Annotated in this window: 10 protein-coding genes; 4 read left to right on the top strand and 6 right to left on the bottom strand. The window is 52.0% G+C overall.

What is annotated here, in order from left to right; translation table 11 throughout:
- Window positions 1–99: 99 nt before the first annotated feature.
- The 3 genes from TPRIMZ1_RS0116725 (at window position 100) to TPRIMZ1_RS0116715 (ending at window position 6,804) form a co-directional block, all read left to right on the top strand.
- Window positions 100–2,283 carry a methyl-accepting chemotaxis protein gene (locus TPRIMZ1_RS0116725; protein WP_010263425.1) on the top strand — a complete coding sequence of 728 codons (2,184 nt, stop codon included), beginning with the start codon at window positions 100–102 and terminating at the stop codon, window positions 2,281–2,283.
- A gap of 33 nt (window positions 2,284–2,316) precedes the next feature.
- The gene (locus tag TPRIMZ1_RS0116720; protein ID WP_010263424.1) at window positions 2,317–4,485 is read left to right on the top strand and encodes a methyl-accepting chemotaxis protein; all 2,169 of its coding nucleotides are present in this window, start codon (window positions 2,317–2,319) and stop codon (window positions 4,483–4,485) included.
- A gap of 150 nt (window positions 4,486–4,635) precedes the next feature.
- The gene (locus TPRIMZ1_RS0116715) at window positions 4,636–6,804 is read left to right on the top strand and encodes a methyl-accepting chemotaxis protein (protein WP_010263423.1); all 2,169 of its coding nucleotides are present in this window, start codon (window positions 4,636–4,638) and stop codon (window positions 6,802–6,804) included.
- Here TPRIMZ1_RS0116715 and TPRIMZ1_RS0116710 read toward each other — a convergent pair whose 3' ends face one another.
- From TPRIMZ1_RS0116710 to TPRIMZ1_RS0116690, 5 genes are read right to left on the bottom strand one after another with little or no spacing between them, the layout of a single operon-like run.
- A complete protein-coding gene (locus tag TPRIMZ1_RS0116710; RefSeq protein WP_010263420.1) occupies window positions 6,805–7,578 on the bottom strand; it encodes a PilZ domain-containing protein in 774 nt (257 codons plus the stop codon).
- A gap of 40 nt (window positions 7,579–7,618) precedes the next feature.
- Window positions 7,619–8,218 carry a TetR/AcrR family transcriptional regulator gene (locus TPRIMZ1_RS0116705; RefSeq protein WP_010263417.1) on the bottom strand — a complete coding sequence of 200 codons (600 nt, stop codon included), beginning with the start codon at window positions 8,216–8,218 and terminating at the stop codon, window positions 7,619–7,621.
- Window positions 8,219–8,245: 27 nt separating this feature from the next.
- Window positions 8,246–9,433 (bottom strand): THUMP domain-containing class I SAM-dependent RNA methyltransferase, encoded by a 1,188-nt coding sequence (locus tag TPRIMZ1_RS0116700; RefSeq protein WP_010263414.1) that lies wholly within the window; start codon window positions 9,431–9,433, stop codon window positions 8,246–8,248.
- Between the two features lie 37 nt (window positions 9,434–9,470).
- Window positions 9,471–10,424: an SAM-dependent methyltransferase gene (locus tag TPRIMZ1_RS0116695; protein ID WP_010263411.1), complete on the bottom strand. Its 954-nt coding sequence runs from the start codon at window positions 10,422–10,424 to the stop codon at window positions 9,471–9,473.
- Complete coding sequence (locus TPRIMZ1_RS0116690) at window positions 10,399–10,737, bottom strand: PilZ domain-containing protein (protein ID WP_100217116.1); 339 nt, start codon at window positions 10,735–10,737, stop codon at window positions 10,399–10,401. Before TPRIMZ1_RS0116690 ends, TPRIMZ1_RS0116695 begins: the two co-directional genes overlap by 26 nt.
- A 118-nt stretch (window positions 10,738–10,855) precedes the next feature.
- Between TPRIMZ1_RS0116690 and TPRIMZ1_RS0116685 the strand changes: the two genes are divergently transcribed.
- The gene (locus TPRIMZ1_RS0116685) at window positions 10,856–12,373 is read left to right on the top strand and encodes a glycine hydroxymethyltransferase (RefSeq protein ID WP_010263405.1); all 1,518 of its coding nucleotides are present in this window, start codon (window positions 10,856–10,858) and stop codon (window positions 12,371–12,373) included.
- A gap of 161 nt (window positions 12,374–12,534) precedes the next feature.
- Here the strand turns inward: TPRIMZ1_RS0116685 and TPRIMZ1_RS0116680 are convergent, their stop codons facing one another.
- Complete coding sequence (locus TPRIMZ1_RS0116680) at window positions 12,535–13,932, bottom strand: ATP-binding protein (protein ID WP_010263402.1); 1,398 nt, start codon at window positions 13,930–13,932, stop codon at window positions 12,535–12,537.
- Between the last annotated feature and the right edge of the window lie 173 nt (window positions 13,933–14,105).

Here is a 14,105-nt window from a genome sequence, read left to right as displayed (position 1 = left end):
TAATCTCAAATATGGTTAGAATATTTTAGAATTAGTTGACGATTTGAAAGAAGAAATGACATACTTATTCTGGATTGATTCAGCAGCTAGGAGTTGCAAATGAAGCTTCGTATTCGATTAAGCATTATTGTTATCGCCGTTATGGTAGCGGTGGTTGCCACTATTTCCATTATTTTACTTAATCGGGCATCGAAACTTCAAATGGACTTGTCCCTTGAAAGTATGGAACGCCTTGCCTTTGCCCAGGCCGGGGACGTGGAAGGCCGTTATGCCCTGTATATGACCACCGCCCAGAATTTAACCGCCGTTTTCGGCGATTTTGAGGATGATCCGGAGGTCCAGCGCCGGGAAATGTACAACTCTACGCTGCTTTCGGTCCTAGGGGCGAATGAACGTATTGTGGACGTCTTTATGGTCTGGAAGCCAAATACCATAGATAGTTACGACAGCCAGTATGCGGGTCAGAACGGGGCCGGTCCTGCGGGCCAGTATATCCCGTGGTATACCCGGGAAAGCGGACAAATAGAATACAAGACATATACCAATTATCAGCAGTACCTTGATACCCTTACGGATGAGATTAAAATTACGGACCCCGCATCCCGGACTATTGCGGGCAAGGCGACTTACAGCCTAAGTATCACGGTCCCCATCAAAAACCACCGGAACGAACTGGTTGGCTTGGTCGGTATCGGTATTGATCTGAGCCATCTCCAGCCGATTATAGATCAGATGATCAAGGATAATACGGATATTGCTGTGGCGGCGGTATATACCACCAACGGGACGATTATCGCCAGCTATGCCCCTGACCGGGTAGGTAAAAATGTTGTTGATGGTGATCGAACCCTGTACAAGGCCCCCTCCGTTGTGGCGGCGGCTATTAAAAACGGTGACGTCCAAACGCTGGAAGAGTATTCTTCGGTTTTGGATGATGATTTGCGGATAGTGCTTCATCCTTTTGTTATCGGAGATGCAAAAACCTCCTGGTCCATCATGATAGGCGCCGAGGAGGATGTGGTCCTGGCCGAAGTACACGAGATGACCTACTTTACCATAGTCCTTGCGGCGATTTTTGCGGTTATTGCGGCGGTGATCATCTTCTTTGTAGCGGGGACCATCACGAAGCCCATTGTGAGGGTGTCCCTGACCCTCAAGGATATTTCCGAGGGCGAGGGGGATCTGACCAAGACTATTGTCCAGAAGGGCAACGATGAAATCGCCGATCTGGCCAAGTACTTCAACCAGACCCTGGGTAAAATTAGAAACCTGGTGTTGACCATCAAAAAGCAGGCGGCAGCCCTTTTTGATATTGGGAACGAGCTGGCCGCCAATATGACCGAGACTGCGGCGGCGATAAACGAGATTACCGCCAATATCCAGAGCATTAAAGGCCGGGTTATCAACCAGTCCGCATCGGTTACGGAAACCAACGCTACCATGGAGCAGATCACCGTCAATATCGACAAGCTCAATAATCATGTAGAAAACCAGACCGGCAGTGTAGCCAAGTCTTCCAGCGCCATTGAGGAGATGATCGCCAATATCCAGTCGGTAACCAATACCCTGGGGAAAAACGCCGAGAGCGTCCAGGAACTGATAGAATCCTCCGATGTGGGCCGTACGGGCCTGCAGGAGGTTTCCGGGGACATCCAGGAGATTAGCCGGGAATCCGAGGGCCTGTTGGAGATCAACGCGGTGATGGAGAACATAGCCAGCCAGACCAACCTGCTATCGATGAACGCGGCCATAGAAGCGGCCCACGCCGGAGAGGCGGGGAAGGGCTTCGCGGTGGTGGCGGATGAGATACGGAAGCTTGCGGAGAGTTCCGGGGAACAGTCCAAGACTATCAGCACGGTGTTGAAGAAGATCAAGGAATCGATAGATAAGATTACGAAGTCCACGGACAATGTGTTGAACAAGTTTGAGGCTATTGATACTGGGGTAAAGACCGTGTCCGAGCAGGCTGAGAATATCCGGAATGCCATGGAAGAGCAGAGCGTAGGGAGCCAGCAGATCCTGGAAGTGATCAGTCAGTTGAATGGGATAACGCAGCAGGTTAAGGGCGGGTCCATGGAGATGCTAGAGGGGAGTAAGGAGATCATCACCGAGGGGAAGAACCTTGAGATGGCGACCCAGGAGATAACGAACGGGATGAACGAGATGGCCACCGGGGCGGATCAGATAAATATTGCGGTGAACCGGGTGAACGAGATCAGCGGACAGAATAAAGAAAATATTGATTTGTTGGTTAACGAGGTATCTAAGTTTAAAGTGGAATAATGTCGGATTTTTAAGATCCGCAAGGAGGCCGTAGTGAAACTGAAGTTCAGACTTACTATCATTATTATTGCGTTGATGATCGTGGTGGTTGCCACCGTATCAGTCGTTTTGTTAACCCAGGCCAGGGGACTGCAAACCATCTCCGCCCGGGATAACATGGAAAACATGGCGGGCCTTGAAGCCAAGAATTTGCAGGCCCTGTATGAAGAGCCTATGGATTCTATCGTCACCATTGCCCAAATCGTAAACGGGTTTGAGGGAGTGCCTGAAGATGAGCGGCGGACCCAGTACAACGACATGCTCTTTTCGGTGATCCAATCCAAAACGGAAATAGTAGGACTATATACAGTCTGGAAGCCCGGTGTGCTTGACAGCCGGGCCTTATCCCTGCGGAATACCCCGGGAACCGACGAAACCGGAGAATATATGTCCTGGTATACCAGGGAAACCGGCCAGATAGAGCTGCGGGCCTTCCCCGAAGCCAGGGATCTGGCGGCAAATATCCCTAGCTCCCAAGGCCTGAGCAACCCCATTGCCAAGACCCTCAATGGCAGACCAGGCTTTGTTGTCAGGATGACCACCCCCATTGTTACCGACGATGGCCGCATAGTGGGTGTGATTGGCGCCGAGGTGAACCTTGATCAGGCGCAAAAAATCGTTGAAGAGATGCATCCCTATGGAGAAGGCGGCCGGGCGGTCCTCTATGCCAACGATCTGACCATCGGCGGGCATTACAACTTTTCCGAGGTGGGCAAAAGCGCCCAGGCTTCCTCCGCAGCGGTGCTGGGACCCGAGGGGCTCACCAGGCTTGGAGGAGTTATCCGCGACGGGAAACCGGATTTTGTGATCTACAACGGCCGCATAAGCGCCGCCTATCCCTTCTGGGTAGGGGATACTACCACTCCCTGGGCGGTGCTGACCTCATCGGACATAGATGTGGTTTTTGAATCGGTTAATCGCCTTACGGAATTCACCATTATTTTAGCGGCGATTGCCATCATTATTTCGGCGATTATCACCTTTATTATCGCCACCACTATTATTAAACCCATTGTCAATGTGTCCCTGACCCTCAAGGATATTTCCGAGGGCGAAGGTGATTTGACGAAATCCATCCCCATCAAGGGTAACGATGAAATCGCCGATCTGTCCAAGTACTTCAACCAGACCCTGGAGAAGATTAAAAACCTGGTGATAACCATCAAGCGGCAGGCCATAGCCCTCTTTGATATTGGGAACGAGCTTGCGTCCAACATGACCGAGACCGCGGCGGCGATAAACGAGATTACCGCCAATATCCAGAGTATCAAAGGCCGGGTTATCAATCAGTCCGCTTCGGTTACTGAAACTAACGCGACCATGGAGCAGATCACCGTCAATATCGACAAGCTCAACGGGCATGTGGAAAACCAGACCTCCAGCGTGGCCAAGTCTTCCAGCGCCATTGAGGAGATGATCGCCAATATCCAGTCGGTAACCAATACCCTGGGGAAAAACGCCGAGAGCGTCCAGGAACTGATAGAATCCTCCGATGTGGGCCGTACGGGCCTGCAGGAGGTTTCCGGGGACATCCAGGAGATTAGCCGGGAATCCGAGGGCCTGTTGGAGATCAACGCGGTGATGGAGAACATAGCCAGCCAGACCAACCTGTTATCGATGAACGCGGCCATAGAAGCGGCCCACGCCGGAGAGGCGGGGAAGGGCTTCGCGGTAGTAGCGGATGAGATACGGAAACTGGCGGAAAGTTCCGGGGAGCAGAGTAAGACGATCAGCACGGTGTTGAAGAAGATCAAGGAATCGATAGATAAGATTACGAAGTCGACGGACAATGTGCTGAACAAGTTTGAAGCCATAGATACTGGGGTAAAGACCGTGTCTGAGCAGGCTGAGAATATCCGGAACGCCATGGAAGAGCAGAGCGTAGGGAGCCAACAGATCCTGGAAGTGATCAGTCAGTTGAATGGGATAACGCAGCAGGTTAAGGGCGGGTCCATGGAGATGCTAGAGGGGAGTAAGGAGATCATCACCGAGGGGAAGAACCTTGAGATGGCGACCCAGGAGATAACGAACGGGATGAACGAGATGGCCACCGGGGCGGATCAGATAAACGTTGCGGTGAACCGGGTGAACGAGATCAGCGGTCAGAACAAAGAGAACATAGATGTTCTGGTACAGGAAGTGTCCAAGTTCAAAGTAGAATAATCGGTACTGTTTTTATGCTTTAACCCAAGCCCCGATTTATTCGGGGCTTTTTTTTAATAAACTTACAAATCTTATAATATAATGCTCCCCCTCCATCCTCTGAGAAGCGAAACTAAGTACAGAGGTATTGGACTCCCGGAGGAATTATTTATGAAATTAAAAATGCGGCTTACCATAATAATGGCGGTGATGATGGTGGCGGTGGTTGCGACCATCACGCTCGTGTTTCTTACCCGGTCCCGGGAAATGGTAACCGAGGCTACCCTGGAAAATATGGAAAACATGACCGGCCTGAACGCCAACTATCTGGCCGCACGGTATCAAAAATACTACGACATTGGGTTGGCGGTAACCCATGTTTTTAACGGGTATCAGGCTGTGGACCGGACGGACCGGCGGCCCATCTATACGACAATTCTCCGGGATATTCTGGAGTCCAACCCCCGTTTTGTGGGGATTTTTTCGGTGTGGAAACCCGGGGTGCTGGACGGCAGGGACGCCGAATTTGCCAATACCCCCGGCACGGACAGGACGGGTAATTTTATTCCCTATTACACCCGGGAACGGGGCCCGGTTGAGCTTCAGGCTTACGTTGCTTGGGAAGCCGCATTGGAAAATATTTCACCGGTTCCGACTATTACTAATCCGGAGTATGAAAATGTCAGCGGCAAAGATGTGTTAACCACCGAGCTTGTCATACCCATTATTGTGGATGCTACCAAGGAAATTGTGGGGCTGGTGGGTATCCTTATCAGTCTTGACGCTACTCAGGAATTTATTGAGCCGATTAAGCCCTATGGAACGGGGTATGCCGCCCTTTTTGCCAATAACGGCAGGATAATTGCGCACCGGACGGCGGATCGGCGGGGAGAATTTATCCAGGAAACCGGCAGCGTTGTGGTAGGCGAGCAGGGGGTAACCAGTGTCATACAGTCCCTGGCGGATGGAAAACCGAATACGGCGATATTTGACGGAATGATATTTCAAAGCTATCCCTTCTTTATTGGAGATACCCTTACCCCCTGGACGATGGTCGCCCTGGTGCCCCTGGAAACAGTAATGGCAAATGTAAATAGTATTACGAGCTTTACCTTGCTGTTAGCGGGGATTGCGATTGTTATATCGTCGATTTTGGTCTATTTTATTTCCCTCTCTATTATCAGGCCCATCATCAAGGTGTCCGATACCCTCAAGGATATTTCCGAAGGAGAGGGGGATCTGACTAAACAGATAGAGACCAAGACGAAGGATGAAATCGGCGATCTTTCCCGGTACTTCAACCTGACCCTGGAAAAAATCAAGAATCTGGTGATCACCATTAAAAAGCAAACCGCAGCCCTTTTTGATATTGGGAACGAACTGGCCAGTAATATGACCGAGACGGCATCGGCTATCAATGAGATTACCGCTAATATTCAGAGTATAAAAACCAGGGTTGTCAATCAGTCCACTTCGGTGAATGAAACTAACGCCACCATGGAACAGATTACCATTAACATCGACAAGCTCAACGGGCACGTCGAAAATCAAAGCTCCAGTGTGGCTAAGTCTTCCAGCGCCATTGAGGAGATGATTGCAAACATTAAATCTGTTACCGATACCCTGGGAAGGAACACGGAAAATGTCCGGCAATTAATAGAAGCTTCGGATGTGGGACGCACGGGGCTTTCGGGGGTGTCCACGGATATTCAGGAAATTGCCCGGGAATCCGAGGGCTTGCTGGAAATTAACGCGGTGATGGAGAACATAGCCAGCCAGACCAATCTGTTATCGATGAACGCGGCCATAGAAGCGGCCCACGCTGGGGAAGCGGGGAAGGGCTTTGCGGTGGTGGCCGACGAGATCCGGAAACTCGCGGAGAGTTCCGGGGAACAGTCCAAGACCATCAGTACGGTGTTGAAGAAGATAAAGGAATCTATCGACAAGATCACCAAATCTACCGATAGTGTACTCAGCAAATTTGGAGCCATAGATACCGGCGTAAAGACCGTATCGGAGCAGACGGAGAACATCCGGAACTCCATGGAAGAGCAGAGCGTTGGGAGCCAGCAGATTCTGGAAGTGATTGGTCAGCTTAATAATATTACCCAGCAGGTTAAGGGCGGGTCCATGGAGATGCTTGAGGGGAGTAAGGAAATTATCACCGAAGGGAAGAACCTTGAATTGGCTACCCAGGAGATCACCAACGGGATGAACGAAATGGCCATAGGGGCGGATGAAATTAATGTAGCGGTAAACCGGGTAAATACCATCAGTGTGGAAAACAAGGAAAGCATTGATGTCCTTGTTCAGGAAGTTTCACGGTTTAAGGTTGAGTAATTACTTAAATTCGGCGTCCAGTTTGGCTTGCATGGAGCCCTGGACGAACTTTCGTATCTTGGTCCGTACCGCCGGGTCGGTCCGCTGGGTAAAAACAATAACGTAGGTTTTTGTAACCCCATCGTCCCGGTAACCAAAGACGATTCCCTCGACCTTTAGAAGTACGCTCTGGAGCTTTATCTGGACATTCTGGCAAAGGGAATTTTTTTCCAGCTCCGGATCTTGGTCGAATATGCAGGAAAGTCCCATGGTACTGATATCCTTGATGCTTCCCTTGATGAAGTCTCCGTTTATCGGGAGGTTAATGGTAGTCATGGTCTCGCTACTCGGGGCAGCCCGGATATATTTTCGCTGTCCCTTGGTATTCACCGCTATGAGGGTCGCCAAAACCTGTTTGATGAGGAGTTTTGAATCGGATTTTACCTGGATATACCCGCAATTTACTTTTACCGAATTGACGTATTTACGCTTTAGATCCTCATCACCATTGGGGGCAAGGATGCCTATGTCCACCTTGGCAGTAACAGGGTCTGCCATGATTGCCCGGATCCATGTTTCCCACTCCCTCTCGGATAGCTGCTCGCTGATATTAACCAGGACAACCGAACCGGGGTACTTGGTTATGATTTTTTTGAGTTTTTCATGATCCTTGATTACATAAACCTCATATTCTTCCTGTATCAGCTCTTCCACCACCTCGTTCAGTACCAGCGCTGCAGGATAGAGAAAAAAGACTTTTTTACCTAATGCTTCAACGGTATTTCCCTGGGCCATACTCTATATGATATATAATAATTCTGCATTTTACAACCATTTATGGGCTAATGCGGATCTGGTTTAGCGTCTCTTCCACCGCTTTTTTCAATTCCCCCGCATCGGGGCGTTTCAGGACCGTCAAGCGGAAAATGGCTGTTTCTATGAGCCCGTAGAGAAGGTCATCCATGATGCGGACATTGACGGGCTTTATTTCCCCCGCCCTGATACCCTCTATCAGCATGGAGGCCAGGATATGGCGCATCCGTATGGTTTTGCGGCGTACCCGGTAATCCGGGTCGGAATCGCTTTTTGACAGGTAGAGCAGATAATTCAGGACCACCGAAAGGAGAGGACGGTTTTCTTCCAGCCGTTCAATTATCAGGATGATAACCTTGCTTAACTTCTCTATGCTGCCCAGGGTTTTGTCACCCCTGACCTGCAGGAGATCCCGTTCTACCGTCTGGAGCAAAAGCTTGATGCTATAGTTGAAGATTTCTTTTTTGTTTTTAAAGTATATATACAGGGTTGTCCTGGTGATGCCGCAGCGGTCCGCTATTTTCTGAAAAGTTGCGTTTTCAAAGCCCTCATCGATAAAGACATCCAGGGCCTTTTGCAGGATTTCCTGACGTCTCTTTTCATGTTCAACCGGTATAGACATTCCATATCTCCCGCATACTTGATTTGCTTAGAGCGCCGCGTACTCGTAAAAATACGAGTCCAGGGCGCCGTTGGTTAGCTCCCGGCAGGAATCGGCTTTCCTGCCGAAGTGGGATTCAAATCCGGGATGATCGGTGATCACCGCCAGCTTCCAGAGCGGGAAATGTTTTCCGATATCCGCCATTTCCCCGTAGATTGCCTCCGCCTCCGCCACTTCCCCCAGCCGTTTTCCATAAGGCGGGTTGGTGATGATAAAACCCTGTTCTCCGGAAAGACCCTCCGGGGGCCGGGCCGCCTTCATGGGTACGGTCCGGAAATCCGGAAGCCAGGGAAGCCGAATTTCTGGGCGTATACCGGGGCCGGGGCTTTTGCCCTGGGCCAGTTCGTAGGCCCGCTGGATATTGGATTTGGCCATGGAAACCGCCCGGACATCCGAATCGCTTCCGTAAATGCGTATGGTCCGTTCAAAGTTCACTTTGTCCAGGAGTTCCTGCCGTACCGCAGCTTCAGTTTTCGCATCTGCCGGTATAAGATTTGACAGGGTGAAGCGCCGTCCCAAGCCAGGCGCCGCATCCCAGGCGTAGAGGGCCGCCTCTATGGCAATGGTACCGGATCCGCAGAAGGGATCGTAGAGGGGGAATTTCCGGCGCCAGTTGGCCAGGAGCAGAAGCGCCGCAGCGGTGGTTTCCCTGAGGGGGGCGGCCCCGCCTTCGGTACGGTAACCCCGCTTGAAAAGGGGTTCCCCGGAAAGGTCCAGCAGTACCGATACCTGATCCTTTTCCACATATACCCGCAGCTCCGCCTGGGGGCCGGTTTCGTCCAACCGGGTTTGCCGGTATTTTTCGCAGAGCCGGTCCGCGGCAGCCTTGTGGGTCATGGCCTGTATGGTGGTGATCCCCTGCAGCTTGGACCGGTTAGACCGGACCTTGGCAACCCGTATGCCCATTCCGGCGGGTATCCAGGCTTCCCAGGAGATAGTCTTTACCCCCTCGAAAAGGGCATCAAAATCCGCAGCGGGGAAGAGGCCCGCCTCCAAGAGTAGGCGATCCGCCCCCCGCAGGGCCATGAGGGCCCGGTAAATTCCGGGGATGTCCGTCTCAAACCGAACCCTGCCAAACCCCGATTCCAGGACCCGGTAATTTCCGCTGAGTTTTCGTATTTCGTTTGAAACTACCTTTTCCACACCAAGGCCGCAAAGGGCAATCACGATTATCATATTTATTCTTAACAGTATAACACATTTTGTAATAATGTCATATATTGTTTGAGGCGAGGTTCATCCAGCACAATTCATGTTTGTTATGGTAGAGATGTACCACGGCGCTGCCCGGGATGGCGGCGAAACGGCGGCTTGTTTCAAAGTCCCCATCGCCTTGCATCTTTATGGTACAAATGAAATTTTTGCAGAGCCCCGAGGCCAGCCACTTTTCAATCCACTCGTACAGACGCTGAGGGTAGCAGATCACATCACAGAAAAGCCAATCCAGGGGGCCTATCTCCTCGGGGAGTAGGGTAAAGGCGTCGTGCTTTTGGAAGCTGACTCCGGGCATGACCAGAATACGGTCCTCCAGGGGGGCCCGGTCTACGGCCAATACGGTTGCCCCCAGGTTCGCAAGGGCCCAGGTCCAGCCACCGGGACTTGCCCCGGCGTCCAGGCAACGCTCGCCCGGCTGGGGCAGACGGCCGCAGCGGACCAGTGCCTCCCAAAGTTTTACATAGGCCCGGCTGGGGGGGCCCAGTTTATCCTCATCAAATTCGATGATCCCCCCGGGAAAAGGGCTGGCGCATTGGGCGGAACCGATGAGGGTATTGGCGTCCAGGAGGGTCCAGCTTCCCATGGGATTGTCCGGCAGCGTCCAGGGGAAGGGACGTCTTTTTGACGATAGGGGTGGCAGTTTAGAGCGTATCAGGACGCCCCGGCGGAACTGGGTAAAAAGGGTGGGCGCCCAGTTTCGCTGGATACTTCGTAAAGTAGAAGCAGCTTCGGAAATGGAATTAAATTCCAAACGAAAGGGTTTGAACCAGCAGTTTTGAAACCAGAAAACCGGATCCGGTGGGGTTTGTGCCCGGTAGAAGGGGCCCCAGGAATCGTCCCAGTTACCAAGCTCCTGTTCCAGATGATCCTCAAAGCCTGAAACCGCTTGATATATCCGTCCGGGAAGGTACTCTAAGCGGGGCAGCTTAAATTGAGGTGGATCGCCAGGCAAGGTAATCGACGTAACGCTGAAAATCCCGTCCCTTGGGGGATACGGTTATGGTAAACCCAATTTCACAGGAATAACCCCCGGAACGGACCCACCGACTTTCCACCTGGAGCTCAAAGGGGGCAATTTTCGCCGCAGAATCGGGTAGAATCTGCAGTTTACACTGGGTATTAGGTTTGATATCCACAAACATGGTATATTCCACACAGCACCCGGTGATACTGAGATCCTTCAGCAATGCCTCTCCTTCAAATATTTCAGGAACAAGGGCTCTTGCAAGGGTTGGATATCTGGCGCTTCGCCGATTATCAAACATAATTACTTCATTCTGTATTATAAAGAGGGGGTTCGTCAACACCTTCTCCAATCCCCTTGAAAAAAACCATCATTTTTGGGTATGCTGGGTAATCATATCAATCTATTGGAGTTTCCTCATGGATAAGAATCCCGTTGCTGCATATCTGGCCGCCACCTCCCCTGAAAAGGTAAACACATCCCTGCTGGCGTATCTGTGTAATCTCCAGGAGATCGCTAAACTCGCCCCTGAGATTGCCGCTTCTATTGTGAAGGAACTGGAAAACCAGCGCAAACGGGTAAAGCTTATTGCAAGTGAGAATTATTGTTCCATGGCGGTTCAATTGGCCATGGGGAACCTCTTAACCGATAAATACGCCGAGGGTATGCCTTCCCATCGTTTTTATGCGGGGAATGAGAATGTGGACGCCGTGGAATCTCTAGCCGCCGCAGAGGCCCGGAAAGTTTTCGGCGCCGAATATGCCAATGTCCAACCTCACTGCGGGGTGGATGCCAATATGCTGGCTTATTGGGCGATTCTTACCACCAGGGTGGAAAACCCCGCTTTGGCCAAATACGGCGAAACGAATCTGTACAAACTGAGCGATGCCCAGTGGAAGCAGCTTAAGGCGGATATGGGCAACCAGCGTCTCCTGGGGCTGGACTACTATTCCGGGGGCCATCTTACCCACGGTTACCGCTACAATGTATCCGGCCGGATGTTTGAAATTCATAGCTATGGAGTTTCCAAAGAGACGGGTCTTCTGGATTACGATGTTATTGAAAAGCAAGCTCTGGAAGTGAAGCCCCTGATACTACTGGCTGGCTATTCTGCCTATCCCCGGAAGATCAGCTTTAAGCGGATGCGGGAGATTGCCGACAAGGTTGGGGCGGTATTGATGGTAGACATGGCCCACTTCGCCGGCCTCGTGGCGGGAAAGGTTTTTACCGGAGAATACGACCCGGTGCCTTGGGCCCATGTGGTAACCAGTACCACCCATAAGACCTTCCGGGGTCCCCGGGCGGGGATAGTCCTTGCCACCAGGGAATTCGCCGATGCTCTGGACAAGGGTTGTCCCCTTACCATGGGCGGCCCCCTTCCCCATGTCATCGCTGCCAAAGCCGTAGCCTTCCGGGAAGCCGCCAAGCCGGAGTTCCAGGACTATGCCCAACGGATCGTAGATAATAGCCGGGCCTTAGCCGCCGCCTGTATCAAAGGCGGCCTTGAGGTTCCCACCGGCGGTACGGACAATCACCTTTTCCTGGTCAATGTCCGTAATCTGGGCCTTACGGGCCGTCAGGCGGAAAATGCCCTCCACGACTGTGATATCATCCTGAACCGGAACAGCCTCCCCAATGACCCCAACGGCCCCTGGTATACCTCGGGTCTTCGCATCGGTACCGCTGCGGTAAGCACCTTGGGCATGAGTGCCGCTGACATGGCGGAGCTTGGGGCCATCATCGTCATGGTCCTGAAAAGCACCAGCCCCGGCCCTGACACGAAGGATCCTTCCAAGCCGAGTAAAACGAAGTATGTGGTGGATCCCAAGGTTAAGGATGAAGCGCTGAGCCGGGTAAAGAAACTTTTGGATCGCTTCCCGGTTTATCCTGAGCTGGATTTGGAATTGCTGAAAAAAGAGTTTGTCAATAATAAATAGTAATTTTCGTTAAATAATCCTTTACGGGTAATCATTGTGGGGTTACAGTATAAGGTATCGCGGGGGCTATAATCCAGCTTCCGCGCTGGTGCGCCCTGATGAGGGGCGTTTTATATATGAGGCCGCTTGCCGGGTAACTGGTGAGCGGCGTTTTTTATGTCCTAGCTTTCCCAGGGAAACCCTGCGCCTCCGGCGACCCATTCCACGTATTGTACGGCTGTCCGCGGCGAACGTCCGTTGAACCAGCGTTCCCAGCGAAGGGCATTATCCCGGAAGCGCTGCTGTTCCTCTTCCCCGGCGCCGTTTAGGATCCCCCGCTGCTGCCCGATGAAGCAGGCGATACGCAGATATTCATCCTGGTTTGGGGCGGTGTAGACCACGGTAATGCCGAAGCGGTCCGCCAGGGAGAACTGTTCCTGCATGGTGTCGAAGGCCCGGACATCCCCGGTGGAGGCGGCGTTTGCAGCTTCAGCGGAACTGGGCCGGTCGGAAAGACGTTCTTTTACTAGGTGGCGGCGGTTGCTGGTGGCATAGACCACCACATTATCCGGCCGGGATTCGATGCCCCCTTCCAACAAGCCCTTGAGGCTTGTAAAAGAATCATCGGTGCTTTCAAAGGACAGATCGTCGATAAAGACGATGAAACGCAGGGATCGGGATGATAGGATGTCTAATATGGCCGATAGTTCCGGAAGACGTTCCTTGCGTACTTCGATGAGCCGCAGTCCCCGTTCAGTATATTCGTTGCACACCGCCTTAACCGTGGCGGATTTTCCCGTTCCCCGATCCCCGTACAGGAGCAGGTTATTGGCGATTTTCCCCTCAAGGAAGCGGAGAGTATTGGCCGTCACGATGGACCGCTGGTCTTCATAGCCCGAAAGATCCGTCAGCCTAATAGGGTCCGGGTTAAGAACCGGCCTGAGTGAAGCCCCTGACCAGGAGAAGGAACTGTAAAGCCCCAATTCACCCGCCCCATGGGTACGGATATATTCGCCCAGTTTCGACAGGGCTTCTCCCCAGTCGGCGTTCCTTGGAAAAAGTTCAGCGGGAACATTGAAGCCCGATCCCCCTTCCGCAGCATTACTGCTCAGAACCTGTGCTTCTTTTATGATGGAGGAAGCGCTTTCCCCCAACCCTGCCTTGTTGAGCAGCTCCGCTAAGTGGGCGCCTAAGCCGGGCAAGTCGAAGCCGGCGAGCCGCCCAAGCCGGGACAGGTCGTTCTTCGCCAGGGCACATAGCGCCGGGGAAATCTGGTCCAGGTCCATCGAGCCGGTGGTTCGCGAAGCGTAGCTTTGCGACTCTAACTTCCGGGTAAAAGCATTGTCATCGGTGATGGTTAAAAAAGATATCAGCGAATAGAAGGAGTTAAACGAATCCTGCTGCGCGAGTAGCGCTAAGTTTCCCGCAAAATCCGCCCAACCCCGAATTAAGTCTAAGGGATCGGCCTCCGCAAAAACACTTTCCAGCAAAATATCCAGGGATTGTATCAGGGGATGTTTCTTAAGGGCAGAAAACACCGAAAGCCCAGCAATATCCGCCCGAGTTTTTAAGATATCCATAAAAAATTTTCCACCCACCTTGTGTAACACCGGTTCTGCGAACCGGCAGAAAAGAATATGCCCCTAATTCCGTTATCGGGGGTGGTGGTGTAAAAAACATCAGGGGGACCCTTTGGGGGTTCCTGATGTTTTTTACACCACCAGGACCCCAAACGAAGTTTAAGGGGCATATT

Source organism: Treponema primitia ZAS-1 (assembly GCF_000297095.1).
GTDB lineage: Bacteria > Spirochaetota > Spirochaetia > Treponematales > Breznakiellaceae > Termitinema > Termitinema primitia_A.
This window is presented reverse-complemented; position numbering and strand designations above follow the sequence as displayed.